General features: G+C 56.4%; 23 protein-coding genes. 6 read left to right on the top strand and 17 right to left on the bottom strand.

What is annotated here, in order from left to right; genetic code table 11:
* Window positions 1-8: 8 nt before the first annotated feature.
* The 3 genes from ppdD to hofC are packed head-to-tail and all read left to right on the top strand — an operon-like array spanning window position 9 to window position 3,013.
* A complete protein-coding gene (gene ppdD, locus BFG58_RS16850) occupies window positions 9-446 on the top strand; it encodes a prepilin peptidase-dependent pilin (RefSeq protein WP_069720169.1) in 438 nt (145 codons plus the stop codon).
* A gap of 10 nt (window positions 447-456) precedes the next feature.
* The gene (gene gspE, locus BFG58_RS16845; RefSeq protein ID WP_063620794.1) at window positions 457-1,839 is read left to right on the top strand and encodes a type II secretion system protein GspE; all 1,383 of its coding nucleotides are present in this window, start codon (window positions 457-459) and stop codon (window positions 1,837-1,839) included.
* Window positions 1,829-3,013 (top strand): protein transport protein HofC, encoded by a 1,185-nt coding sequence (gene hofC / locus BFG58_RS16840; protein WP_063620792.1) that lies wholly within the window; start codon window positions 1,829-1,831, stop codon window positions 3,011-3,013. The genes gspE and hofC overlap by 11 nt, the downstream gene beginning before the upstream one ends.
* A gap of 41 nt (window positions 3,014-3,054) precedes the next feature.
* Here hofC and BFG58_RS16835 read toward each other — a convergent pair whose 3' ends face one another.
* Window positions 3,055-4,098, bottom strand: a complete 1,044-nt coding sequence (locus BFG58_RS16835; protein ID WP_023293282.1) for a GMP reductase — start codon at window positions 4,096-4,098, stop codon at window positions 3,055-3,057.
* Between the two features lie 228 nt (window positions 4,099-4,326).
* On the opposite strand from BFG58_RS16835, the gene coaE reads away from it, so the two are divergent.
* From coaE to yacG, 3 genes are read left to right on the top strand one after another with little or no spacing between them, the layout of a single operon-like run.
* Window positions 4,327-4,947 carry a dephospho-CoA kinase gene (coaE, locus tag BFG58_RS16830; protein WP_063620790.1) on the top strand — a complete coding sequence of 207 codons (621 nt, stop codon included), beginning with the start codon at window positions 4,327-4,329 and terminating at the stop codon, window positions 4,945-4,947.
* A complete protein-coding gene (zapD, locus tag BFG58_RS16825; RefSeq protein ID WP_008501972.1) occupies window positions 4,947-5,690 on the top strand; it encodes a cell division protein ZapD in 744 nt (247 codons plus the stop codon). Before coaE ends, zapD begins: the two co-directional genes overlap by 1 nt.
* 9 nt (window positions 5,691-5,699) lie before the next feature.
* On the top strand, window positions 5,700-5,894 hold the full coding sequence (gene yacG / locus BFG58_RS16820) for a DNA gyrase inhibitor YacG (RefSeq protein ID WP_069720168.1): 195 nt from the start codon (window positions 5,700-5,702) through the stop codon (window positions 5,892-5,894).
* 25 nt (window positions 5,895-5,919) lie between these two features.
* Here yacG and mutT read toward each other — a convergent pair whose 3' ends face one another.
* The 16 genes from mutT to BFG58_RS16740 form a co-directional block, all read right to left on the bottom strand.
* Complete coding sequence (gene mutT, locus BFG58_RS16815) at window positions 5,920-6,321, bottom strand: 8-oxo-dGTP diphosphatase MutT (RefSeq protein ID WP_069720167.1); 402 nt, start codon at window positions 6,319-6,321, stop codon at window positions 5,920-5,922.
* A gap of 57 nt (window positions 6,322-6,378) precedes the next feature.
* Complete coding sequence (secA, locus tag BFG58_RS16810; RefSeq protein WP_069720166.1) at window positions 6,379-9,084, bottom strand: preprotein translocase subunit SecA; 2,706 nt, start codon at window positions 9,082-9,084, stop codon at window positions 6,379-6,381.
* Window positions 9,085-9,142: 58 nt separating this feature from the next.
* On the bottom strand, window positions 9,143-9,646 hold the full coding sequence (gene secM, locus BFG58_RS16805) for a secA translation cis-regulator SecM (RefSeq protein WP_175430178.1): 504 nt from the start codon (window positions 9,644-9,646) through the stop codon (window positions 9,143-9,145).
* 279 nt (window positions 9,647-9,925) lie between these two features.
* Window positions 9,926-10,843 carry a UDP-3-O-acyl-N-acetylglucosamine deacetylase gene (gene lpxC, locus BFG58_RS16800; RefSeq protein ID WP_010426966.1) on the bottom strand — a complete coding sequence of 306 codons (918 nt, stop codon included), beginning with the start codon at window positions 10,841-10,843 and terminating at the stop codon, window positions 9,926-9,928.
* Window positions 10,844-10,944: 101 nt separating this feature from the next.
* Complete coding sequence (gene ftsZ, locus BFG58_RS16795; protein ID WP_008501978.1) at window positions 10,945-12,096, bottom strand: cell division protein FtsZ; 1,152 nt, start codon at window positions 12,094-12,096, stop codon at window positions 10,945-10,947.
* Window positions 12,097-12,159: 63 nt separating this feature from the next.
* Window positions 12,160-13,416, bottom strand: a complete 1,257-nt coding sequence (ftsA, locus tag BFG58_RS16790) for a cell division protein FtsA (protein ID WP_006173845.1) — start codon at window positions 13,414-13,416, stop codon at window positions 12,160-12,162.
* The gene (ftsQ, locus tag BFG58_RS16785; RefSeq protein ID WP_069720165.1) at window positions 13,413-14,255 is read right to left on the bottom strand and encodes a cell division protein FtsQ; all 843 of its coding nucleotides are present in this window, start codon (window positions 14,253-14,255) and stop codon (window positions 13,413-13,415) included. Before ftsQ ends, ftsA begins: the two co-directional genes overlap by 4 nt.
* Window position 14,256: 1 nt before the next feature.
* Entirely contained in the window at window positions 14,257-15,177 is a 921-nt protein-coding gene (locus BFG58_RS16780; protein WP_069720164.1) for a D-alanine--D-alanine ligase, read from the bottom strand.
* A complete protein-coding gene (murC, locus tag BFG58_RS16775) occupies window positions 15,170-16,645 on the bottom strand; it encodes a UDP-N-acetylmuramate--L-alanine ligase (protein WP_023293287.1) in 1,476 nt (491 codons plus the stop codon). Before murC ends, BFG58_RS16780 begins: the two co-directional genes overlap by 8 nt.
* 56 nt (window positions 16,646-16,701) lie before the next feature.
* On the bottom strand, window positions 16,702-17,766 hold the full coding sequence (murG, locus tag BFG58_RS16770; RefSeq protein ID WP_069720163.1) for an undecaprenyldiphospho-muramoylpentapeptide beta-N-acetylglucosaminyltransferase: 1,065 nt from the start codon (window positions 17,764-17,766) through the stop codon (window positions 16,702-16,704).
* Entirely contained in the window at window positions 17,763-19,007 is a 1,245-nt protein-coding gene (gene ftsW / locus BFG58_RS16765; RefSeq protein ID WP_008501983.1) for a cell division protein FtsW, read from the bottom strand. The genes murG and ftsW overlap by 4 nt, the downstream gene beginning before the upstream one ends.
* Window positions 19,007-20,323 carry a UDP-N-acetylmuramoyl-L-alanine--D-glutamate ligase gene (murD, locus tag BFG58_RS16760; RefSeq protein WP_045907796.1) on the bottom strand — a complete coding sequence of 439 codons (1,317 nt, stop codon included), beginning with the start codon at window positions 20,321-20,323 and terminating at the stop codon, window positions 19,007-19,009. The genes ftsW and murD overlap by 1 nt, the downstream gene beginning before the upstream one ends.
* Before the next feature lie 2 nt (window positions 20,324-20,325).
* On the bottom strand, window positions 20,326-21,408 hold the full coding sequence (mraY, locus tag BFG58_RS16755; protein ID WP_008501985.1) for a phospho-N-acetylmuramoyl-pentapeptide-transferase: 1,083 nt from the start codon (window positions 21,406-21,408) through the stop codon (window positions 20,326-20,328).
* Window positions 21,402-22,760, bottom strand: a complete 1,359-nt coding sequence (murF, locus tag BFG58_RS16750) for a UDP-N-acetylmuramoyl-tripeptide--D-alanyl-D-alanine ligase (protein WP_045907795.1) — start codon at window positions 22,758-22,760, stop codon at window positions 21,402-21,404. The genes mraY and murF overlap by 7 nt, the downstream gene beginning before the upstream one ends.
* Window positions 22,757-24,244 carry a UDP-N-acetylmuramoyl-L-alanyl-D-glutamate--2,6-diaminopimelate ligase gene (gene murE, locus BFG58_RS16745; protein WP_039265669.1) on the bottom strand — a complete coding sequence of 496 codons (1,488 nt, stop codon included), beginning with the start codon at window positions 24,242-24,244 and terminating at the stop codon, window positions 22,757-22,759. Before murE ends, murF begins: the two co-directional genes overlap by 4 nt.
* The gene (locus tag BFG58_RS16740) at window positions 24,231-25,997 is read right to left on the bottom strand and encodes a peptidoglycan glycosyltransferase FtsI (protein ID WP_045907793.1); all 1,767 of its coding nucleotides are present in this window, start codon (window positions 25,995-25,997) and stop codon (window positions 24,231-24,233) included. The genes murE and BFG58_RS16740 overlap by 14 nt, the downstream gene beginning before the upstream one ends.
* Window positions 25,998-26,007 lie beyond the last annotated feature (10 nt).

The raw sequence follows: 26,007 nt of genomic DNA, 5'->3' as shown, positions 1-26,007 counted from the left end.
GAGCAGATATGAACAGACAACACGGATTCACTCTCATTGAGCTGATGGTGGTCATCGGCATTATTGCGATTCTGAGCGCCATCGGCGTACCTGCCTATCAGAACTACCTGCGCAAAGCGGCGTTGACCGATATGCTGCAAACCTTCGTCCCCTACCGCACCGCCATCGAGCTTTGCGCGCTGGATCACGGGGGCGTGGAGAGTTGCGATGCCGGCAGCAACGGTATCCCTTCCCCCACCACGACACGCTACGTGTCGGGAATGAGCGTAGCGAAAGGGATCGTGACCTTAACAGGACAGGAAAGTCTTAACGGGCTGGAAGTGGTCATGACGCCGCAGTGGAACGACGCTAACGGTATGACGGGCTGGACGCGTCTCTGCAACATCAGCGCTGTTAGCGCCCTGAAGCAGGCCTGCGAAGACGTTTTCCGCTTCGACAATAACTGAGGAGCGGAAAATGAAGACCGATCAACTCGTGGCGCTTTGTCTTCGCCATCACGCACTGCTGCTTACCAGCGACAGTGAAATGGTCAGCATTGCCGTCGTGGGCAACCCCGCGGCTGAACTCATGGAGGCGCTGCGTTTCGCGACTCAGAAACGGATTGATATTGAGTGCTGGAGCGCTGAGCGCATGGAAAAACACCGGCAGCTCACGTCACAATCACATCTGCCCGGTGTTTCGCAAGCGCATTCAACGGTAGATATCCTCAACCACACGCTGCAGCAGGCAATCAACCAGCGCGCCTCTGATATTCATATCGAACCGATGGAGCACGCGTGCCAGATTCGTTTACGTATCGACGGCGTACTTTGCCCGCAGCCTCCGCTTGCGCCGGAACTGGCTAACCTGCTCAGCGCGCGTTTAAAAGTGCTGGGTAACCTGGATATTGCTGAGCGCCGTTTACCCCAGGACGGCCAGTTTACGATTGAGCTGGCCAACGAGCCGGTCTCGTTTCGGATCGCGACGCTTCCCTGCAGCGGCGGCGAGAAAATTGTGCTGCGTCTCCTGCAGCAGGTTCCGCAGGCCCTTGAGCCGAAAGCGCTTGGCATGAATGCTGAGCAGCTGGCCTGTTTTAATGCGGTTCTCCACCAGCCACAGGGGCTGATTCTGGTCACCGGGCCTACCGGCAGCGGCAAAACCGTGACGCTGTACAGCGCGCTGCAGTCGCGTAACACCCCTGACGTCAATATCTGCAGCGTCGAAGATCCTATTGAGATCCCCCTTGCCGGATTAAACCAGACGCAGATTAATCCCCGGGCGGGTTTAACCTTCCAGAGCGTGCTGCGGGCGCTGCTGCGTCAGGATCCCGACATCATAATGGTCGGCGAAATCCGTGACGGTGAAACGGCCGGGATTGCCATTAATGCTGCCCAGACCGGGCACCTGGTGCTGTCGACCCTGCATACCAACTCGACGACGGAAACGCTGGTTCGCCTGGAGCAGATGGGCGTCGCACGCTGGATGATTTCCTCCGCGCTGACGATGGTGATTGCCCAGCGACTGGTTCGACGTCTGTGTCCGTACTGCCGACAGAAAAGCGGGGAGCATGCGGACTTACCTCGCTCAGTATGGCCCAGACCGCTTCCACGCTGGCAGCCTACCGGCTGCGAGCGCTGTTACCACGGTTTTTATGGCCGCGTGGCCATTTTTGAAGTACTTGGGATCGACAATGCCCTGCGAAAGGCCATTGCCAGCGGGGCGGGAACAGACGTCATCGAGGCGAGCGCCCGCCAGGCAGGGATGATTTCTCTTTTTGAACACGGCTGCATGGCCGTCGAACAGGGGCTAACCACGATTGAAGAGTTGCTGCGCGTCCTGGGAATGCCCAATGGCGGCTAATCAGCTCTGGCGCTGGCGTGCGCTCACCAAAGATGGAGAACCCCGAAGCGGGACACTCTGGGCCACGGACCGCAATGCGGCCTTCACCCGGCTAATGCGTAACGACCTCCATCCTCTGACGCTTACCCGATGCACGCAGCGGCGCCGCTGGCGGCAACACCACTGCGACGAGATGTTTCATCAGCTCGCCACGCTTCTGCAGGCTGGACTGACATTGTCCCACAGCCTGCAAATGCTGGCAGAACAGCATCCGTTAAAACCGTGGCAGGCGCTGCTGCAAAGCATTGCCGATGAGCTCAGTGAAGGATGCCCGTTTTCGGAGTCGCTAAAAAAGTGGCCAGCCGTTTTTAGCCCGCTGCATGTCTCGATGGTGAAGACCGGGGAGCTGACAGGGAAGCTGGAGGCGTGCTGTCGTCAGCTCGCGCAGCAACAAAAAGCGCAGCAGCAGCTCAGTGCAAAAGTGAAAAAAGCGCTCCGCTACCCGGCGATCGTCCTGACGCTGGCTGTAGTGGTTGTGCTGGCGATGGTCACCCTGGTCCTGCCCGAGTTTGCTGCGATCTACAAAACGTTTAATACCCCGCTTCCCGTGCTGACGCAGATGGTCATGGGAATGGCCGCCTTTATGCAGTCATATGCCCTCGCGTTGTTCGCCCTGCTACTAACCCCCTTTGCCGTCGCCTGGGCTCTGCGGCAGAACCCTCGCTGGCAGCAAATCCTGATGCAGACGCCCGTGATGGGCGCACTGGCAAAAGGCCAAAAGCTGGGACACATCTTTACCGTGCTGTCACTCACGCAACAGGCAGGCATCCCCTTTTTACAGGGTCTGGAGAGTGCAGAAGAAACCGTTGAGAGCCGGTACTGGCAAGGGATACTTCGCAACGTGCGGGAGGACATTGAAAAGGGTCTACCCGTCTGGTCATCCTTTCAGAAGGCGGCATTGTTTACCCCGCTCTGTATTCAGCTTTTACGAACCGGTGAGATGTCAGGTGCGCTGGACATCATGCTGGCAAACCTTGCCCGTCATCACACGGAACAGACCTTTCAACGAGCAGATAACCTGGCGGCGCTTCTGGAGCCGCTGCTACTGATTGTGACGGGGGTCATTATCGGTACGCTGGTGGTGGCCATGTACCTGCCGATATTCCACCTGGGAGATGCGATGAGCGCGGGATAGTACAATAGGGCTGGCGCACGAGCATGCGCCAGCGAAAGCCATTACAGGCTATTGAATACGCGGTTTTCTTGTTCCTGAACGCGAATAAACGTCGTACGCTTTGTCAGCTCTTTCAGGCGGGATGCGCCCACGTAGGTGCAGGCAGAACGCAGGCCGCCGAGGATATCGCGTGCGGTGTTTTCAACCGGGCCGCGCAGAGGCAGCTTCACGGTTTTGCCTTCTGCCGCGCGGTATTTTGCCACGCCACCGACGTGACGGGTCATCGCAGACTCAGAGCTCATGCCGTAGAACAGCATAAATTTCTCGCCGTTCTCTTCAACGACGGTACCGCCGCTCTCTTCATGGCCTGCCAGCATACCGCCGAGCATCACGAAGTCCGCGCCACCACCGAAGGCCTTTGCTACATCCCCCGGCATGGTGCAACCGCCGTCGCTGATGATCTGGCCGCCCAGTCCGTGCGCCGCGTCGGCACATTCAATGACGGCAGAGAGCTGCGGATAACCGACGCCGGTTTTGACGCGTGTGGTGCATACGGAGCCCGGGCCAATGCCTACTTTCACGATATCGGCACCGGAGAGGATCAGCTCTTCACACATTTCACCGGTCACCACGTTGCCCGCGATGATGGTTTTCGTCGGCCAGGCCTCACGCGCCTTGCTGACGAACTGCACGAAGTGCTCGGAGTAACCGTTCGCCACATCAATACAAACGAAGTTCAGCGCCGGGTTAGCCTTCAGGATCTGTTTGGTCTTCTCGAAATCCGCATCGGAGGTGCCGGTGGAGACCATCACGTGCTTCACCACATCAGCAGAGGCGGACGCAACAAACGCATCCCACTCTTCAGGGCTGTAATGTTTGTGAACCGCGGTGAGAATATCGAACTGTGCCAGCGCGGTTGCCATCTCAAAGGTTCCCACAGTATCCATATTGGCAGCGATGATCGGCACGCCAGACCAGGTCTGACCGGAATGCTTAAAGGTGAATTGACGTTCGAGTTCAACGTCTGAGCGACTTTTCAGTGTAGAGCGTTTAGGGCGGATAAGAACGTCTTTGAAACCTAACTTCAGATCTTCTTCGATACGCATGTGCGGATTCCTGGGGTTAGAGGCAAATATGTTAAAAGCACAACTCCAGTGACGCTATCATACGCACTAATACCTGCTCCGCAAGACTGCGAAATTCTCTTTTTTTACGCTACAATCCTATAAATTTACCTAGTAAAAAGCCGGTAAACAGGGCTAAACAGTGACTGGCGCATCTGTGATTTTTAATCAACTGATTTTTATAATGAATAATTCCCAGGATTTGATTTAATGGGGTATATCGTTGCATTAACCGGCGGCATCGGTAGTGGCAAAAGTACCGTTGCGGACGCGTTTTCTCGTTTGGGTATCACGATTATCGATGCCGATATCATTGCCCGCCAGGTGGTAGAGCCCAATACACCCGCGCTAAAGGCCATCGCAGAACATTTTGGTCAGGCCATCATCAATGCCGATGGCACCCTGAATCGCCGTCAGCTTCGCGAATGCATTTTTTCCGATTCTGCGGAAAAAGTCTGGCTTAATGCCCTGCTCCACCCCATCATCCACCAGGAAACTCAGCGTCAGATCGCCGCGGCTCGCTCGCCCTATGTCTTGTGGGTGGTTCCGCTGCTGGTTGAAAATCAGCTGCAGAAGAAAGCCGACCGTGTGCTGGTGATTGATGTCACCCCCGAAACGCAAATCCAGAGAACCATGACGCGCGACCACGTCTCGCGAGAACATGCTGAACACATTCTTGCCGCTCAGGCCACGCGCGCTCAGCGCCTTGCCGTGGCGGATGATGTCATTGATAATAACGGCGCACCAGATGCCATTGCATCGGATGTTGCCCGTCTGCACGCGCAGTATCTGACGTTTGCCGCGCAGGCCGTTGCACAGGAAAAACCATAATGTCGACACACATCCTTTTTGAGCATCCGCTCAACGAAAAAATGCGTACCTGGCTGCGCATCGAATTCCTCATTCAGCAGCTTTCACAACATCTGCCGGTTAACGATCACGCTACGGCGTTGCATTTCTTCCGCAATGTAGGCGATCTGCTGGATGTGATTGAACGCGGCGATGTCCGCACAGAATTGCTTAAAGAGCTGGAGCGCCAGCAGCGTAAGTTACAGGCATGGGCTGAGGTTCCGGGGGTGGATGTAAGCCGTATCGATTCCCTTCGCCAGCAGCTTAAAACCAGCAGCAGCATCCTGATGGCTGCACCGCGCGTCGGGCAGTTTTTGCGTGAGGACCGCCTGATTGGCCTGGTGCGCCAGCGCCTGAGCATCCCTGGCGGTTGCTGCAGCTTCGACTTGCCGACGCTGCATATGTGGCTCCATATGCCACAAGCCCAGCGTGACGCGCAGGTGAACAGCTGGCTGGCAAGCCTGGAGCCGATGCACCAGACGCTGTCGCTGATCCTCGATCTGATCCGTAACTCAGCGCCGTTCCGCAAGCAAACCAGCCTGAATGGTTTCTACCAGGACAACGGTGATGATGCCGATCTTCTGCGCCTGAATTTATCGCTTGGCGAACAGCTTTATCCGCAAATTTCCGGGCATAAGAGCCGCTTTGCGATTCGCTTTATGCCTCTGGACAGCGAAAATGGCACCGTGCCGGAACGCCTCGATTTTGAACTGGCCTGTTGTTAAGGAGTGCCGATGTCTGATATCACCACCGTAAACTGCCCTACCTGTGGCAAAACCGTTGTCTGGGGCGAAGTGAGTCCGTTCCGCCCATTCTGCTGCAAACGCTGCCAGCTTATTGACCTGGGCGAATGGGCGGCGGAAGAGAAACGTATTCCGAGTAAAGGCGATCTCTCGGACAGCGACGACTGGAGTGAAAATCAGCAGTAATCTGTAAAGCCTGCTGACGCGTCGCTTAGCAGGCCTTCGGTTGTGCAACGAGCCGCATGATCACAGGCTCGTTGGCTGGCGGGAATTTTTCGGCATCACTTGCCTGAAGCGCCACCCAGTTACCCGGCTGCCCCTCTTTCCCCCAGGGTTCACCTTCCCAGCTTTCCACCAGCCAGAACCACAGCGTAATGTGCCTGTCCGGGAACTGGTATTCGAGCTTATCGAACAGCGTTGCGCCAAGCGGGGTGATCCCGACTTCTTCCTGAAGCTCGCGAACCAGCGCCGCTTCCGGGGTTTCACCAGCCTCAATTTTTCCGCCTGGAAACTCCCATTTGTTCGCCATATGGGCGTCGGCAGCACGCTGGGTGATAAAGATTTGGTTTTGCGGGTTGCGAATAATCCCGACGGCAATTTGCAGTATTTTCATATTGTTACTTCCATAAAAAAGGCGCAGATGTCTGCGCCTTTTTGTTTTTTTATGAATTTAGCTCAGACGCCCGTGACACGCCTTGTACTTTTTACCGGAGCCACATGGGCACGGATCGTTACGACCCACTTTGCGATCGCCAGTCTGCGCGGCGATCGCCGCTGCGGCTTCGCTGTCGTCGGTCTGATGGCTCAGCTGTTGCATTTGTGCCAGACGCTCGGCTTCTTCACGACGCTGCTGCTCCATCGCTTCTACCTCTTCCGGCATACGCACCTGAACCTTGCTCAGGGTGCTGATCACTTCATACTTCAGCGACTCAAGCATAGAGGCAAACATGGAGAAGGACTCACGCTTGTATTCCTGCTTCGGATCTTTCTGCGCATAGCCACGCAGGTGGATACCCTGACGCAGGTAGTCCATCGCCGCCAGATGCTCTTTCCAGAGGGAATCCAGCGTCTGCAGCATCACGCCTTTTTCGAAGTGACGCATCATCTCAGCGCCAACAACCTCTTCCTTACGCTTGTAAACATCCAACGCGGTTTCGTAGATACGCTCGCGCAGGGTCTCTTCGTGCAGCTCAGGCTCTTTATCCAGCCACTCTTTGATAGGCAGATCGAGGTCAAAGTCGTTTTTCAGACGTTCCTGCAGGCCTTCGATGTCCCACATCTCTTCCAGAGACTGAGGAGGAATATGCGCATCAATCGTGGCTTTAAACACATCTTCACGAATGCTGTTGATGGTTTCGCTCACGTCAGACACGTCCAGCAGTTCGTTACGCTGGGTGTAGATCGCACGACGCTGATCATTAGCCACGTCGTCATATTCCAGCAGCTGCTTACGAATATCGAAGTTGCGGCTTTCCACTTTACGCTGGGCGTTCGCGATCGCTTTGGTGACCCACGGGTGCTCAATGGCTTCGCCAGGCTTCATGCCCAGCTTGCGCATCATGCCGGACACGCGGTCGGAGGCGAAAATACGCATCAGCGCATCTTCCATCGACAGGTAGAAGCGGGAAGAACCGGCATCACCCTGACGACCCGCACGGCCACGCAGCTGGTTATCGATACGACGCGATTCATGACGCTCGGTACCAATGATATGCAGACCGCCGGATGCCAGCACCGCGTCGTGACGCACCTGCCAGTCGGCCTTGATCTGCGCAATCTGTTCAGGCGTTGGGTTTTCCAGCTCAGCCACTTCGGCCTGCCAGCTACCGCCCAGCATAATATCAGTACCACGACCCGCCATGTTGGTGGCGATGGTTACCGCAGCCGGATAACCTGCCTGCGCAACAATGTCCGCTTCTTTGGCGTGGAATTTGGCGTTCAGTACGTTGTGTTTAATACCCGCTTTGGTCAGCTCGTGAGAAACCACTTCGGATTTTTCAATGGAGATGGTCCCCACCAGAACCGGCTGGCCTTTGGCAGTACGCTCGCGGATATCTTCAATGATTGCCTGAATTTTTTCCGCTTCGGTCATGTACACCAGGTCCGGCATATCCTTACGAATCATCGGACGGTTGGTTGGAACGACCACGGTATCCAGCTTGTAGATGGAGCTGAATTCAAACGCTTCGGTATCGGCAGTACCGGTCATGCCCGCCAGCTTCTCGTACAGACGGAAGTAGTTCTGGAAGGTGATAGAGGCCAGCGTCTGGTTTTCGTTTTGAATATCCACGCCTTCTTTGGCTTCTACAGCCTGGTGCAGACCGTCAGACCAGCGACGCCCCTGCATGGTACGGCCGGTGTGCTCATCGACAATGATCACTTCGCCGTCTTTCACGATGTAGTCGACGTCGCGGGTGAACAGCGCGTGGGCACGCAGCGCGGCGGTCACGTGGTGCATCAGCATGATGTTGCTCGGGGAGTACAGAGACTCGCCCTCTTCCATAATGCCTTCAGCAACCAGCAGCTCTTCAATTTTCACCAGACCACGTTCGGTCAGGTTCACCTGGCGCGCTTTTTCATCAACGGAGAAGTGGCCTTCACCCTGGAAGGTATCCGAGTCTTCTTTCTCCTGACGCAGCAGGTGTGGAATGATTTTGTCGACTTTACGGTACATCTCGGAGCTGTCTTCAGCCGGGCCGGAGATGATCAGCGGGGTACGCGCTTCATCGATCAGGATGGAGTCTACCTCATCCACCAGCGCATAGTGCAGCTTACGCTGGACACGCTCTTCAGGGCTGAACGCCATGTTGTCACGCAGGTAGTCGAAGCCGTATTCGTTGTTGGTACCGTAGGTGATATCCGCATTGTACGCTTCACGCTTGGCTGGCGCAGGCAGGCCGGACATGTTGATGCCGACGGTCATGCCGAGGAATTCGAACAGTGGACGGTTGTTTTCGGCGTCACGCTGCGCCAGATAATCGTTGACGGTAACGACATGAACGCCTTTACCAGTCAGCGCGTTCAGGTAAGCCGGCAGCGTTGCGGTCAGGGTTTTACCTTCACCGGTACGCATTTCCGCGATGCAGCGCTCGTTAAGCACCATACCGCCCAGCAGCTGAACGTCGAAGTGACGCATGCCGAACACGCGCTTACTTGCTTCACGCACAACGGCAAACGCTTCCGGGATCAGACTTTCTAAGGTTTCACCTTTTTCCAGACGCGCACGGAATTCCGCCGTTTTCGCTTTCAGCTTATCATCAGAGAGCTTCTCCATCGCCGGTTCCATACCGTTGATGACGGCAACAGCTTTGCGCATACGGCGCAGGGTACGATCGTTACGACTACCAAAAACTTTAGTTAATAATTTGATTAGCATAATAAATTCTCAAACGCCCCATCATGGGCAGATAAATTAAGGTATTGAAAAAGTTAATTTAGCTGAGGCGTTGAGGCCCGGCGCGAATGCCATGAACCTGGCTAATCCAGGTTGATACAGAGAATGAAACAGGAGAAACGAGCGCGCGTTGCGCCGTCTCGCGCACCATGACCGGCGGCTGGCTGTCCTGCGTAAGCAGAGCATTAAGCGTGTCCAGCAGGGCAAGATGCTGTGCCTGCACCGGCAGCGTCTCTTCCGCCACAGGCATTGCCTGGGGCGCCATCGCGAAGGAGAGATGGCGGATAACCGTGCGGATAGCGTGCTGGTGCCAGTAATCAACGGAGAAATTCGGGCGGCGGCTGGCTTCAAGCCACGCGAGGTTTGTAAAGTTAACCCGCGTGTTGAGATCGTGTTTGCTGGTAGAGGTCTTCGCTGGCGTCGCCGCTTCGGCACTGTTACTGAGCGCAGGCAAGCCGAGACTCGCCGCGACCATCCCTAATAAGAGATGCGGCCAGAAGTAACGTCTGCCAAATTGTCGCCAGCGCGTCAGTATTCCGCTCACTTGCTCCACCACATAAGCCAGCCTGTAACAGGCTACTTTTAAGTTATTTTTTTAAGCGCCCAGATATTACCACTAAAGCCAATGCACATCAGCAGGAATGAGGTGCCGCCGCGGGGAAAAACGGTCAAGAATGCAGCTAACGCACGCATTTTCTGCGCAAGACAAACAAGAGATAACGCCGGGGCAAACGAAGAAGGGCAAAAATAAAAACGACTGGTCTTCCTGGTCGGAGAGAGTACCAGGTTAACCAGTCGATTTTTTACGAAACGGCGTGAACCGTTACGCCAGAACCATGTTTGGCGCTTTGAAAGCCAGCGGCAGTTCTGCTTCGTCTTCGAAGGTCACATATTCCCAGGCTTCCTGTTTTGCCAGGACGGCCTGCAACAGTTTGTTGTTCAGCGCATGACCGGATTTGAACGCGGTAAATGCACCAATGATATTGTGACCACACATAAACAGGTCGCCGATAGCGTCCAGCATTTTGTGACGAACGAATTCATCTTCGAAACGCAGGCCGTCTTCGTTCAGTACGCGATAATCGTCAACAACGATGGCACAATCGAAGCTGCCGCCCAGGCACAGGCCGCGGGACTGCAGATATTCGATATCACGCATGAAGCCAAACGTACGGGCTCGGCTGATCTGGCGCATAAACGCATCAGCAGAGAAGTTCATCGCGTAGCGCTGGGTGCTGGAATCAATCGCCGGATGGTTAAAGTCGATGGTAAAGTCCAACGAGAAACCATTGTACGGTTTGAATTCAGCCCACTTGTCGCCATCTTCGACGCGAACGGTCTCTTTGATGCGAACAAATTTCTTCGCGCAGTTCAGCTCTTCGATGCCGGCATCCAGCAACAGATAGACGAACGGTGCAGCACTGCCATCCATAATCGGGATTTCTGGCGCATCGACTTCAACAATAATGTTGTCGATACCCAGCCCCGCCAGGGCGGCGTTCAGGTGCTCTACGGTAGAAATCCGCACGTCATGCTCGTTCACCAGACAAGTACAGAGCATAGTATCACGCACAGATTTGGCATCGGCCGGAAAATCTACCGGTGGATTCAAGTCGGTGCGACGATAGATGACCCCGGTATTGGCCGGCGCAGGGCGTAACGTCAGCGTGACTTTCTTGCCGGTATGTAAACCGACACCCGTCGCCTGAACGATACGTTTAAGTGTCCTTTGTTTGATCATCGTATAATCTCGCCAAATTAACTATCCAACCGAGAGTGTATATCACTAACGGTGGGCCAGTTTAGCACAAAGAGCGCAAATCCCCTAATTCCAGCCAATTCTTAATCAGCTTGCTTACGCAGGAACGCCGGGATATCCAGATAATCTGGCTCTTTCGCCGTTTGCGGCGTTGGGTCGTTCACCACTTTCGCGGCCGGTTTCTGCTCTTGAGTCAGCGGAGACATACCGTGCTGCTGGTAACGATCCATTACCGGTTGCTGAGTCTGCTTGTTGGTCACTAAGGTGATCTCAGGACGCTTGTCCATACCGATACCGGTCGCAACAACGGTAACACGCAGCTCGTCGTTCATTTCAGGGTCAAGCGAAGTACCGATTACCACGGTAGCGTTGTCAGAGGCGAACGCACGGATAGTGTTACCCACGGTTTCGAACTCATCCAGACGCAGGTCAAAGCCAGCGGTAATGTTGACCAGCACGCCGCGCGCACCAGACAGATCGATATCTTCCAGCAGTGGAGAAGAGATGGCCATTTCAGCCGCTTCTTCTGCACGGTCTTCGCCGCTCGCCACGCCAGAGCCCATCATCGCGTAGCCCATTTCGGACATCACGGTGCGAACGTCTGCAAAGTCAACGTTCATCAGTCCAGGACGGGTAATCAGTTCAGCGATACCCTGAACCGCGCCTTTCAGCACGTCGTTTGCTGCACCGAAGGCGTCCAGCAGGGAGATACCGCGACCCAGAACCTTCAACAGCTTGTCGTTCGGGATAGTGATCAGCGAGTCCACGTGCTTGGACAGTTCGGTGATACCCTGCTCCGCGAAGGCCATACGCTTCTTGCCTTCAAAATTGAAAGGCTTAGTCACGACAGCAACGGTCAGAATACCTAAATCTTTAGCCACTTCAGCTACAACAGGTGCTGCGCCGGTACCGGTACCGCCCCCCATACCTGCTGCAATGAAGACCATGTCCGCACCTTCCAGTGCAGCGCGCAGGGCTTCACGATCTTCTTCAGCCGCATTGCGGCCCACTTCCGGGTTAGCCCCTGCTCCCAGCCCTTTGGTGATACCACCGCCGATCTGGATAGTCTGGCCTACAGCCGTCTTACGCAGTGCCTGTGCATCGGTATTAACTGCAAAGAATTCAACACCTTCAATGCGTTCACGCACCATATGCTCTACGGCGTTACCGCCGCCGCCACCGACGCCGATGACTTTAATCACCGCGTCGTTGGTCAGTTCCATAGGTTCAAACATAATTTCTCTCTCCGTTGTGCCTGTCGCCCGAGACCGCTAATTCTCTCCGGTCTCTTAAAAAAATTAAAACTCTTTTCGCAACCAGTTGTTCAGTCGTTTGACCCACGACCCCACTGAGACGCGTTTTTCCACTTCCGCTTCACCACTGAGATGAGATTCCTTCCCGTAGTGGAGCAGGCCCACAGCCGTTGAATAATACGGCTCCTGAGCATAATCCGTTAAACCGGTGATATTCAGCGGCGCACCAATACGCACCTGCGTATGGAACACGCGCTGTGCACAGGCCGCAAGACCTTCAATTTGCGCTGCACCGCCGGTTAATACAATCCCCGCCGCAAGATGATGCTTAACGCCCTGCTGACGAAGCTGTTCCTGTAACTGTAAAATTTCTTCGTTGACCAGGTTGAGCAGCTCGGTATAGCGCGGCTCGATCACCTCTGCCAACGTCTGGCGCTGCAGGCTGCGCGGTGGACGACCACCGACGCTTGGCACTTCAACGCTCTCATCTTTGCCAACAATAGAGCCCAGCGCACAGCCGTGGCGCACTTTAATCGCTTCTGCATCGCTCGGTGGCGTACCAAAAGCGTAAGCAATATCGCTGGTCACGACGTTCCCTGCGTACGGGATCACTTTGGTGTGGCGCAACGCACCGCCGGTATACACGGCCATGTCCATTGTACCACCACCAATATCGACCACACAGACACCCAGTTCACGTTCATCTTCGGTCAGCACGGAATAACTTGCCGCCAGACCGGCGAAAATAAGTTGGTCAACTTTCAGGCCACAACGTTCAACGGCTTTTACAATGTTCTTCGCCATATCGTTGTGACATGTGATCAGGTGCACTTTTGCCTGCATACGAACGCCTGACAGACCGACCGGGTTCTTGATCCCTTCCTGGTAGTCAATCGCATATTCCTGCGGGATCACATGCAACACGCGATGCTCATCGCGGACACGCACGGATTTCGCCGTATGCACAACGTTTTCAACGTCTTCCTGCGTCACTTCCTCTTCGGAAATCGGCACCATACCGATTTCGTTCTGGCAGCTAATGTGCTTACCAGAAAGGGCCAGATAGACAGAAGAAATCTGGCAATCTGCCATCAATTCAGCCTGATCGATGGCGCGCTGGACGCATTTCACCACCGATTCAAGATCGTTTACCCCACCTTTATCCATACCACGGGACGGGCAACTGCCCACGCCAATGATATTGACCATACCGTCGGGCAGAACTTCCCCTACTAAAGCGGCAACCTTCGCGGTGCCAATCTCCAGTCCAACTACCAGTTTTCTGTCCGTCGCCTTGATCATTGTTGTTCTGCCTGTACCTGTGCCTGATTCTGTTGCTGATTAGGTTCCTCGACCGGAGCCGGTACCCAACCGACTGCTGCGCCTGAGTCATAGCGCAAATCAACGTAGCTTATCCGTTTGCCGTCAGTCTGTGCCTGCTGCTGTAAAACCGGGTAAAGTTCGACAAAACGCGCCAGACGCTTCATGGTGTCCCCGCGCCCCAGGTTGAGCTTAATGCCGTTCGTTAACGTAAGCTGCCAGGAACGGCGCGCCGTCATGGCAGCATCTTTTAACGTAAACCTGTCCTTCGCCAGAACCTGACCCATTTCGCGAAAACCCTGTAACACTTCGTTTTCGCTGCCTTCAGGGCCATACAACATCGGTAAATTTTGCTTGTTGACACGATCGACCGGGACGCTGAAGGAATTTCCGTCGACGTCAACCATGTGCTGATCATTCCAACGCGCAATGGGCACATATTCAACCAGATGAATCTTCAATTCATCAGGCCATTGCTTTCTTACGCTCGCCTGTTTTATCCATGGCAGACGTTCAATCTGGCTCTGGATAATATTGACGTCCTGAGTCATAAAGGTGCCAGGCGAGCCCAGTGCCAGTATTGACTGGCGAATATCGTCGTTACGCGTGTAGTGACGCTCACCGGTGACCACCAGCTTAGAAAGTGGCAACCGCTGCGCATCTTCCATCCAGCCCAGGACCATCCAGCCGCTGATAAACACGGTGCACAGCACCCCGAGCAGGAAAATGATGCCTGCAAGACGCGTTCCATTACTGCGGCGTGAAGAGGTGTATTCTTCCTCGTCATCGCGGTTGCGCGTGTTCAATGCAGCCTGAGACATATCAGCCCGCCTGGTCCAGAATGCGTACGACTAACTGCGAGAAGCTCATCCCCGCCTGACGCGCGGCCATCGGCACAAGGCTGTGGCTGGTCATTCCCGGAGAGGTATTGGCTTCCAGCAGATAAAATTGTCCATCCCGGTCCTGCATCACGTCGATGCGCCCCCAGCCCTGGCAACCCAGAACATGCCAGGCTTTAAGCACCAGGGACTGTAAATCGGCTTCACGCTCAGCTTCAAGACCACTTGGGCAGAAATATTGCGTCTCATCAGAGAGATACTTCGCCTCATAATCATAGAAGACTCCAGCAGGTTGGATACGGATTGACGGTAAAATTTCTTCGCCAAGCATCGCGACGGTAAATTCCGGCCCGCTAAGCCATTTTTCTACCAGAACTTCATCATCATGTTGAAATGCCAGCGCTAAAGCGGACGCTAAATCGTCAGCTTTGTCGACTTTGGACATTCCCACGCTGGAGCCTTCCCGGCTGGGCTTTACAATAACCGGTAAGCCCAGTTCAGCAATGCGTGCATTAACGCTATCCGACAGGCCCAATTCAAATTCGTGTCGCGTCAGCGCTACCCATGGTGCGACAGGTAACCCTGCGCCCTGCCACAGCAGCTTGCTGCGCAGTTTATCCATAGAGATAGCGGAAGCCATCACGCCGCTGCCGGTGTACGGCAGGCCGATCAGATCCAGAAGCCCCTGCAGGGTACCGTCTTCACCGCCACGACCGTGTAAAGCGATAAAAACTTTATCGAAGCCCATGGCTTTTAATTGCGTCACGTCGACCTCTTTTGGGTCAACCAGGTGCGCATTGACGCCACCTTCACGCAGGCCCGCCAGTACAGCCGCGCCGGAATTCAGGGAAACCTCGCGCTCGGCGGAGGTGCCGCCAGACAGGACAGCAATCTTATCAGCCATGATGCTCATCCTCCTGGTTTTGCGGCTTCAGTTTGATTTCAGCTAAGGTACGGGCGATTTTGCCGATATTTCCCGCGCCCTGAATCAGAATCAGATCGTTACCAGTCAGAACCGGTGCCAGAATTTCCGCCACCTGTGCAGGGTCAGAAACCAGAATAGGGTCAACCTTACCGCGTCCACGAATGGTGCGACACAGAGAACGGCTGTCTGCGCCAGGAATCGGCGTCTCGCCTGCGGCGTATACATCCAGCATTAACAGGGTATCAACCTGCGACAGGACGCTGGCGAAATCGTCATACAGATCGCGCGTACGCGTGAAACGGTGCGGCTGGAACACCATCACCAGATTCTTGTCCGGCCAGCCCGCACGTGCGGCTTTAATGGTGGCGTCCACTTCGGTTGGATGGTGACCATAGTCGTCCACCAGCATCGCCGTACCGGCTTTACCGTTCACCGGATCCAGCGGGAATTCACCGAGGAAGTCGAAACGACGACCGGTGCCCTGGAAGCTTTCCAGCGCGCGCAGGATCGCATCATCATCAATGCCTTCTTCCGTCGCGACGGCCACTGCCGCTGCGGCATTGAGCGCGTTATGGCGCCCTGGCGCATTCAGCGTCACGTGCAGCAGCTCTTTGTCCTGACGCGCCAGCGTGAAGTGCCCCTGCGCGCCAATCTGTTTGTACTCTTCCACGCGGACGTCAGCGTCTTCACTGAAACCGTAGGTGGTGATTTGACGACCCACGCGCGGCAGCAGCTCGCGGATCACCGGATCGTCTACGCACATCACCGCGCGCCCGTAGAACGGCAGGTTGTGCAGGAAGTTGATAAAGGTCTGCTTTAAGTTCTCGAAGTCACCCTGGTAGGTATCCATATGGTCCGCTTCGATGTTGGTGACAATCGCCACCATCGGCTGCAGGTGCAGGAACGACGCGTCGCTCTCATCCGCTTCAGCAATCAAATAACGACTGTGGCCCAGACGCGCATGCACACCTGCGGCTTTGACCAGGCCGCCGTTGACAAACGTCGGGTCGAGACCCGCTTCTGCATAAATACTGGAGACCATCGCCGTGGTCGTGGTTTTACCATGGGTCCCGGCAATCGCGATGCCGTGGCGAAAACGCATCAGTTCCGCCAGCATTTCTGCACGGCGGATCACCGGAATGCGCGCGTCATGCGCGGCAACGATTTCCGGGTTGTCAGAGGAGATAGCGCTCGATACCACTACCACGCTCGCATCGCGCACGTTTTCCGGGCGATGATTGAAATAGATAGTCGCCCCAAGCGACGCCAGCTGCTGCGTTACAGGGTTTGGCGCCAGGTCAGACCCGCTGATCTGATAGCCTTCGTTAGCTAACACTTCGGCAATACCGCCCATGCCAGCACCACCGATGCCAACAAAGTGAATGTGCCGGACGCGACGCATCTCGGGCACGATTGAACGCAGTTTTGCCAGTTGTTGTGTATTCATTCTCTAAACGCCATCGACTACTTAAAATTCGTGCCGCGCTTCACGCGCTGCGAGGGTTAAGCCTGGGCTGCCAGGCTCACTTCTTTTGCCACCCGTTCCGTCGCATCAGGGATAGCCGCCGCGCGCGCGCGTTCAGCCATCTCAAGCAATACGTCTCTGTTCCAGCCCGCCAGGGTGGTGGCGACCGCGTCGGCGGTAAATTGTGGCTGCTCAAAAATTTTCGCCGCACCGGCTTTCTCAAGCGGCAGGGCATTCCAGTACTGCTGTCTGTCTTTGTGCTGGAAAGGCACAAACAGAGCCGGCAGCCCCGCGGCAGCGATTTCGCTTACCGTTAAGGCGCCAGAACGACAGACCACGACATCGGCCCAGGCGTACGCTGCCGCCATGTCGTCGATAAATTCCGTCACGTTATGCTGCGACTGCCCCGCCTCGGCGTAAGCCTGCTCAACGGTCTGCTGAGCGCCTTTTCCACTCTGGTGCCAGATGGTGACGGCATCACCCAGCTTTGCGGCAACCTGCGGCATCGTCTGGTTTAAAATACGTGCGCCCTGAGAGCCGCCGACGACCAGCACACGCACCGGCCCTTCACGGCCCGCCAGGCGAGCCTCCGGCAGCGGCAGTGCCAGTACGTCCACGCGCACCGGGTTTCCCACCACGTCCGCTTTCGTGAACGCGCCGGGAAATGCCTGCATGACTTTGGTGGCGATTTTCGCCAGCCATTTGTTGGTCAGACCCGCAATACCGTTCTGCTCATGCAGCACGACGGGAATACCTAACGACCACGCGGCTAACCCACCTGGACCCGAGACATAGCCGCCCATGCCCAGCACCACATCGGGCTTAAAGCGCTTCATGATGGTGCGCGCCTGACGCCAGGCGTTAAAAATGCGCACCGGTGCCAGCAGCATTGCCTTGAGGCCTTTGCCCCGAAGGCCGGAAATACGAATAAAGTCGATCTCAATACCGTGTTTCGGTACCAGGTCGGCCTCCATGCGGTCTGCGGTTCCCAGCCAGCGTACCTGCCAGCCCTGATCCATTAAATGGTGCGCAACCGCCAGTCCCGGGAACACATGTCCGCCAGTACCGCCTGCCATCACCATTAACCGCTTCGGTTGATTCATCGTGAACCTCGTGTAAACGCCTGGGCTTTTTCCAGACGCGTCTCATAATCTATGCGCAACAACAGCATGATGGCCGTCGACATAATCAACAGACTGGAACCACCATAACTGATCAACGGCAACGTCAGACCTTTGGTCGGCAGCATACCTGCTGCGGCCCCGACGTTAACCAATGCCTGGAAGCTAAACCAGATACCAATTGAGCAGGCCAGGAAGCCTGAGAAACGGTGATCGATCTCCAGCGCTTTCCGGCCGATGGACATGGCGCGGAAAGCGACGAAGAATACCATTAATAGCGCTAATACCACACCGATATAACCCAGTTCTTCCGCAATAATGGAGAAGATGAAGTCAGTATGCGCTTCCGGTAAATACTCCAGTTTCTGTACCGAGTTACCCAGCCCCTGCCCCCAGAGCTCACCGCGCCCAAAGGCCATAAGTGACTGCGTCAGCTGATAGCCGCTGCCGAACGGGTCTTCCCACGGGTTCCAGAACGAGGTCACGCGGCGAATACGGTAAGGCTCGGCGAGGATCAGCAGCACAACCGCTGAAATCCCCATCCCGATAATGGCGATGAACTGCCACAGCTTTGCGCCCGCCAGGAACAGCATAGCCAGCGTGGTGACAAACAGTACCACCACGGTACCGAGGTCAGGCTGCGCCAGCAGTAATACCGCCAGCACCAGAATCACGCCCATCGGTTTTAAGAAGCCGCGCAGGTTATTACGCACTTCATCTACCTTACGCACCAGGTAGTTCGCCAGGTAGCAGAACAGGGAGAGCTTGGTAAATTCCGCAGGCTGAATACGCAGCGGGCCAAAGGCGATCCAGCGTGATGCCCCGTTTACGGAACTCCCCACCACCAGAACGATCAGCAGCATAATGATCGAGGCGATCAGCATCGCCGTACTGTGTCGCTGCCAGAACTCCATCGGCAGACGCAAGGTCACCAGCGCCAGGCAGAATGCCAGGATAATGTACAGACCATCACGCTTGGCAAACAGGAAAGGATCGTTCGCCAGACGCTGCCCGACGGGCATTGACGCTGACGTCACCATAATAAAGCCGACCGCCGCGAGCCCCATCGTGAGCCAGAACAGCGTGCGGTCGTACATGATCAGGCTGTCGTTATCTTTTTGACGAGAGCCCATCACCCAGCCTTTGAGTGCCGCAAACAACCACACCAGGATCCCAAATCCTGGCAGGCGCGGCATTTTCAGGCGAGGGAGAGATAAACGCATCAGCCTAACTCCTTCGCCAGGCGGGTAAAGACATCACCACGCTGTTCGAAATTCTTGAATTGATCGAGGCTGGCACAGGCCGGAGAGAGCAGCACCATATCACCCGGCTTCACGCGAGGGGCAATCAGCCGCATCGCCTGTTCCATGGTTTCGGTTTGCTCGGCGACCTCAGGGCGCAGTGCAGCCAGCTCGCTGCCGTCACGGCCGAAGCAGTACAGACGGACGTTATCGCCGGAGAGATACGGCTTCAGGGACGAGAAATCCGCTGATTTACCGTCGCCGCCCAGCAGCAGATGCAGGGTACCGTCAACGTGCAGGCCGTTCAGCGCGGCCTCCGTGCTGCCCACGTTGGTGGCTTTGGAGTCGTTGATCCAGCGCACGCCGTTGTGCTCCAGCGCCAGCTGGAAACGGTGTGCCAGGCCGGAAAACGTGGTTAACGCTTTCAGGCTTGAGGAGCGCGGCAGCCCCACTGCGTCCGCCAGCGCCAGCGCCGCCAGCGCATTGGTATAGTTGTGCTGACCAGAGAGCTTCATCTCTTTCACGTTCAGCACTTTCTCACCTTTCACGCGCAGCCAGGTTTCACCCAGCTGGCGGTTCAGATGATAATCACCCATGGTGATGCCAAAACTAATGCAGCGGTCGTCTGCGCCACGCACCGGCATGGTCAGCGCATCATCGGCGTTCACTACGCAGACTTTGGCATTCTCATAAACGCGCAGCTTGGCAGCACGGTACTGCTGCAGACCAAATGGATATCTGTCCATGTGATCTTCAGTCACGTTGAGGATCGTCGCAGCGGCAGCATGCAGGCTGGAGGTCGTTTCCAGCTGGAAGCTGGAAAGCTCGAGAACATACAGTTCACAGCCTTTGTCCAGCAGCATCAGAGCAGGCAAACCAATGTTACCGCCAACGCCGACGTTCATGCCCGCCGCTTTTGCCATTTCCCCCACCAGAGTGGTGACGGTGCTTTTACCGTTAGAACCGGTAATCGCGATAACGGGCGCCTGCGCTTCGCGGCAGAACAGCTCGATATCGCCGACAATCTCAACGCCTGCATCTGCGGCAGCGCTCAGGGAAGGATGCGCCAGCGCCATACCCGGGCTGGCGACAATCAGATCGGCTGCCAGCAGCCAGTCATCATTCAGACCACCAAGGTGGCGTTCAACCTGTTCCGGCAGTTTATCCAGACCCGGCGGAGAGACACGCGTATCCATCACGCGCGGCGTCACGCCACGTGCGAGGAAAAAGTCCACGCAGGAAAGGCCCGTGAGGCCTAACCCGATGATAACGACTTTTTTACCCTGGTAATCTGCCATGATTAACGTACCTTCAGCGTTGCCAGGCCAATCAGCACCAGCATCAGCGAAATAATCCAGAAGCGCACAATGACGCGCGGCTCCGGCCAGCCTTTCAGTTCATAGTGGTGGTGAATCGGCGCCATACGGAAGATGCGCTGGCCGCGCAGCTTGAAGGAGCCGACCTGCAAAATCACCGACAGCGTCTCAACCACAAACACGCCGCCCATGATCACCAGCAGGAATTCCTGACGCAGCAGCACGGCAATAATGCCCAGCGCGCCGCCTAACGCCAGTGAACCAACGTCACCCATAAAGACCTGAGCCGGGTAGGTGTTGAACCACAGGAAGCCAAGCCCCGCGCCGACAATCGCCGTACAGACGATCACCAGTTCACCCGCGTGGCGCAGATAAGGGATGTGCAGGTAGTTCGCGAAATTCATGTTACCGGTCGCCCAGGCCACCAGCGCAAAACCGGCCGCCACGAAGACGGTAGGCATGATTGCCAGTCCATCCAGACCGTCGGTCAGGTTAACGGCGTTACCGGTGCCGACAATCACAAAGTACGCCAGCAGAATGTAGAACAGACCCAGCTGCGGCATCACGTCTTTAAAGAACGGCACGACCAGCTCGGTCGCTGGCGTGTCTTTCCCTGCCAGATACAGCGCGAAGGCCACGCCCAGCGCGATCACCGACATCCAGAAGTACTTCCAGCGGGCAATCAGGCCTTTGGTATCTTTGCGGACGACTTTGCGGTAATCATCGACGAAACCAATGATCCCGTAACCCACCAGAACCGTCAGCACACACCAGACGTACGGGTTGGACGGGTACGCCCACAGCAGTACGGAAACGACGATGGCAGTCAGGATCATGATCCCGCCCATGGTCGGGGTACCGCGCTTGCTGAAGTGCGATTCCGGGCCGTCGTTACGCACAACCTGGCCGAAAGAGAGCTTTTGCAGACGGGCAATCATGCGCGGGCCCATCCACAACGAGATGAACAGCGCAGTCAGCAGGCTGACGATGGCGCGAAACGTCAGATAGGAAAAGACGTTAAAGCCTGAGTAATATTTGACCAAATGTTCGGCCAGCCAAACTAACATGTCCCGTTCTCCTGTAATGCGTGCACAACCTCTTCCATGGCGGCACTACGTGAACCTTTCACTAACACTGTCACAATTTGTTTTTCTGTCATTAATGCCTTAAGGCGCTCAATCAACGCGGCTTTATCGGCAAAATGCTCGCCAACGCCGCTGGCCTGGCTAATCGCCTGGCTCAGTTTTCCTGCGCTCAGTACACAGTCCAGCCCCGCCGCTTTCGCCGCTTCACCGACCTGGGTATGACAGGCTTCGCTTTCGTCGCCCAGCTCTGCCATGTCGCCAACCACCATGATGCGGAAGCCCGGCATTTCAGATAACACCTGCACCGCCGCCGTCATCGAGCCAACGTTCGCGTTGTAGGAGTCGTCCAGCAGCAGTTTGTTTTCCGAAAGCTGAATCGGGAACAGGCGTCCCGGCACGGCTTTCAGGTTCGCCAGCCCGGCTTTGATTGCCTCATGTGAAGCGCCTACCGCCGTTGCCAGCGCCGCCGCCGCAAGGGCATTGGCGATGTTATGGCGACCCGGCAGCGGCAGCAGCACCTCCACGCCACCCGTTGGGGTGGTGAGGGTGAACTCGGTGCCGTGCGACGTCACATGGATATTGGTCGCCGTAAAATCACTGTTGGCCGCATTTGGCGAGAAGCGCCAGGTTTTACGCGCACCAATGATGCTCTGCCAGTTCAGCCAGTCGTTGTTATCGGCGTTCAGAATGGCGATCCCGCTTTCCGGCAGGCCGGTGTAAATCTCGCCTTTTGCTTTCGCCACGCCTTCCAGCGAGCCAAAGCCTTCCAGGTGCGCAGCCGCGAGGTTATTCACCAGCGCTGCTTCCGGTCGAGTCAGGCTCACGGTCCAGGCGATTTCACCCTGGTGGTTTGCACCTAACTCGATCACCGCATACTCGTGCTCTTTGGTCAGGCGAAGCAATGTCATCGGCACGCCGATGTCATTATTGAGGTTGCCCGCGGTATAAAGCGTATTGCCGCACTGGCTGAGGATCGCCGCCGTCATCTCTTTCACTGACGTTTTGCCAGAGGATCCGGTCAGGGCGACGACGCGAGCCGGCACCTGCTGACGAACCCAGGCCGCCAGCTCGCCGAACGCGAGACGCGTATCTTTCACCACAACCTGCGGCAGATCGATATCAAGCTTGCGGCTGACCAGCAGCGCACCGGCGCCGTTCTCTTTGGCCTGTTCAGCAAAATCATGCGCGTCAAAACGCTCGCCTTTCAGCGCCACGAACAGACAGCCAGCGGTGACTTTGCGGGTGTCCGTCGTCACGGCATCAATGGTCAGGTCTTGCCCGTGCAGGTCGCCGTGCAGTACCGCTGCGGCCTGGCTTAACGAGAGGCTAATCATGCGACGACTCCCAGCAGGCGAGCTGCCGTTACGCGATCGGAGTAATCCAGACGGCGGTTGCCAACGATCTGATAATCTTCATGGCCTTTACCCGCCAGCAGAACAACATCATTCTCCTGGGCCTGCATGATGGCGTTCGTCACGGCTTCCGCCCGGCCTTCCACGACGCGCGCGCGGCCCGCATCCAGCATGCCCGCCAGAATGTCATTAATGATGGCGCGCGGCTCTTCCGTACGCGGGTTGTCATCGGTGACAACCGGAATATCTGCGAACTGTTCCGCAATAGCGCCCATCAGCGGGCGTTTGCCTTTGTCACGATCGCCGCCACAACCAAACACGCACCAGAGCTTACCGGTACAGTGCAGGCGCGCCGCTTCCAGCGCTTTTTCCAGCGCATCCGGCGTGTGGGCATAATCAACCACAACGGTCGGTTTGCCCGGCGCGCTAAACACTTCCATACGGCCACAAACTGGCTGCAGACGCGCGGCGGTTTTCAGCAGTTCAGCCATCGGGTAACCCAGCGCCAGCAGCGTTGCCAGCGCCAGCAGCAGGTTGCTGACGTTAAACGCACCCATCAGGCGGCTTTCAATTTCGCCTTCACCCCAGGAAGAGGCAAAGCGGATGGTCGCTCCGCTATCGTGATAATTCACCTCAACCGCCTTCAGCCAGCGGCCGTGGCAGTTCGGATTGATATGGTCTTCCATCGATACGGCAACCGCATCGGGCAGCTTCGCCAGCCAGCGGCGGCCGACTTCATCGTCGGCATTGATGATCGCCTGACCACAGTGGTGAGTGGAATAGAGCAGCCATTTCGCGGCTTCGTAGTGCTCCATATCACCATGATAATCAAGATGATCGCGGCTCAGGTTGGTAAACACGGACGCGGCAAATTTCAGCGCCGCGACGCGGTGCTGTACCAGACCGTGCGAAGAGACCTCCATCGCGGCAAAGGTTGCGCCCTGCCCTGCCAGACCGGCGAGCACGTGCTGTACGTCAACCGCGGAGCCGGTGGTGTTTTCCGTCGGGCTCACTTTGCCCAGCAGACCGTTACCCACGGTCCCCATCACCGCGCCGGTTTCACCCAGCAGCTGAGCCCACTGCGCCATCAGCTGCGTGGTGGTGGTTTTTCCGTTCGTACCCGTTACGCCAACCAGGCGCAGCTGGTCGGAAGGTTCGTGATAAAAACGCCCCGCCAGTGCGGAAAGACGTTCGTTTAACTGGCTGAGATAGATGACCGGCACGCCGTGCATTTCACGGATCTCACCGTCGGTTGCCTCATCTTTAGCCTCAGCAATAATGGCAGCCACACCTTGCGCAATCGCCTGCGGGATATAACGACGCCCGTCCGCCTGATGACCGACCACCGCCACAAAAAGATCGCCAGACGCAGCCACGCGGCTGTCCAGTACCATCTCTCGCAGTGCTCGCTCCGGTGCATTTGGCACCCACGGAGCGAGAAGGTCGCGCAAATTACGATCTGCCACCTGTACCCTCGCCTTGATTAATTACAAATTCACTTTTTTCGCCCGTCGCCAGCGCATCCGGTTCAATGTTCATGGTGCGTAACACGCCGCCCATGATGGCCCCGAACACAGGCGCGGAGACGGCGCCGCCGTAGTATTTACCCGCCTGTGGATCGTTTATCACGACCACCAGCGCAAAACGCGGATTGCTTGCAGGCGCAACGCCTGCGGTATAGGCAATGTATTTGTTGATGTAGCGGCCGTCTGGCCCCACTTTTTTCGCTGTACCGGTTTTAATGGCGATACGATAGCCTTTAATCGCCGCCTTCACGCCGCCGCCGCCCGGCAGCGCCACGCTTTCCATCATGTGCACCACGGTACGAACGATGGATTCCGGGAAGATACGCTCGCCCGGGACCGGTGGATCAACTTTGGTAATCGACAGCGGGCGATAAACACCATAGCTGCCAATCGTTGCGTAGACTCGCGCTAACTGTAACGGGGTTACCATTAGCCCGTAGCCGAAAGAGAAGGTGGCCCTCTCTATGTCAGACCACCGTTGTTTTTGAGGATATAAGCCACTGCGTTCTCCGACCAACCCCAAATTGGTCGCCTTTCCCAGTCCAAAACGTGAGTAAGTCTCTACTAACGCTGAGGACGGCATCGCTAACGCCAGCTTTGAAACACCGACGTTACTCGACTTCTGTAACACCCCGGTCAGGGTCAATTCGCTGTAGCGCGCCACGTCTTTTATCTCGTGGCCGTTAATACGGTATGGGATGGTGTTCAGAACCGTGTTTTCATTGACGATGCCGCGCTGGAGCGCGGTCATCACCACCATCGGCTTCACCGTGGATCCAGGTTCGAACACGTCGGTAATCGCCCGGTTACGCATGGCATCTTTTGCGGTGCCGGTAAAGTTGTTCGGGTTGTAGGACGGACTGTTGGCCATCGCCAGCACTTCACCGGTGCTGACATCCACCAGCACGGCGCTGCCTGACTCCGCCTTGTTGAACGCCACGGCGTTGTTCAGCTCGCGGTAGACCAGCGCCTGCAGGCGCTCGTCGATACTGAGGGCCAGGTTGTGCGCTGCCTGACTGTCCGTGGAAGAGATATCTTCGATGACGCGCCCGTAGCGGTCCTTACGCACGATTCGCTCGCCCGGCTGACCGGTGAGCCACTTATCGAAGCTTTTTTCAACGCCCTCAATCCCCTGGCTGTCGACGTTGGTGAAGCCAATGAGGTGAGCGGTTACTTCGCCGGATGGATAGTAACGACGGGATTCTTCACGCAGATGAATGCCCGGTAGCTTCAGTTTGCGAATGTAGTCCGCCATGTCAGGGTTAACCTGACGCGCCAGATAGATAAAACGCCCTTTCGGGTTCGCGTTAACGCGGGAGGCCAGCTGATCCAGCGGCATTTTCAGCGCATCAGCCAGCGCTTTCCAGCGGTTATCAAGGGTAATGCCACCGGCGTCGTGCAGCTCTTTCGGATCGGCCCAGATAGCCTTCACCGGCACGCTCACCGCCAGCGGACGACCGGAGCGGTCGGTGATCATCCCGCGGGACGTGGAGACCTCCTGAACGCGCAGAGAGCGCATATCGCCCTGGCGTACCAGCATGTCAGGCGCGACGATCTGCAGCCAGGCCACGCGGCCCAGCAGAAAACCCAGCGCCAGTAAAATGCAGCCGCAAAGCAACGCAAAACGCCAACTGATAAAGTTGGCCTGTTCTTCCTGACGTTTTGGTTTTAGCGTTTTTGCCGCTGCTTTCATGCGTCGCGTT

The sequence above is a fragment of the Enterobacter sp. ku-bf2 genome, from assembly GCF_001742765.1.
GTDB classification, from domain to species: Bacteria; Pseudomonadota; Gammaproteobacteria; order Enterobacterales; family Enterobacteriaceae; genus Enterobacter; species Enterobacter quasiroggenkampii.
Note: the sequence above shows the minus strand (reverse complement) of the source record. Positions and strands in the feature narration are given on the sequence as shown.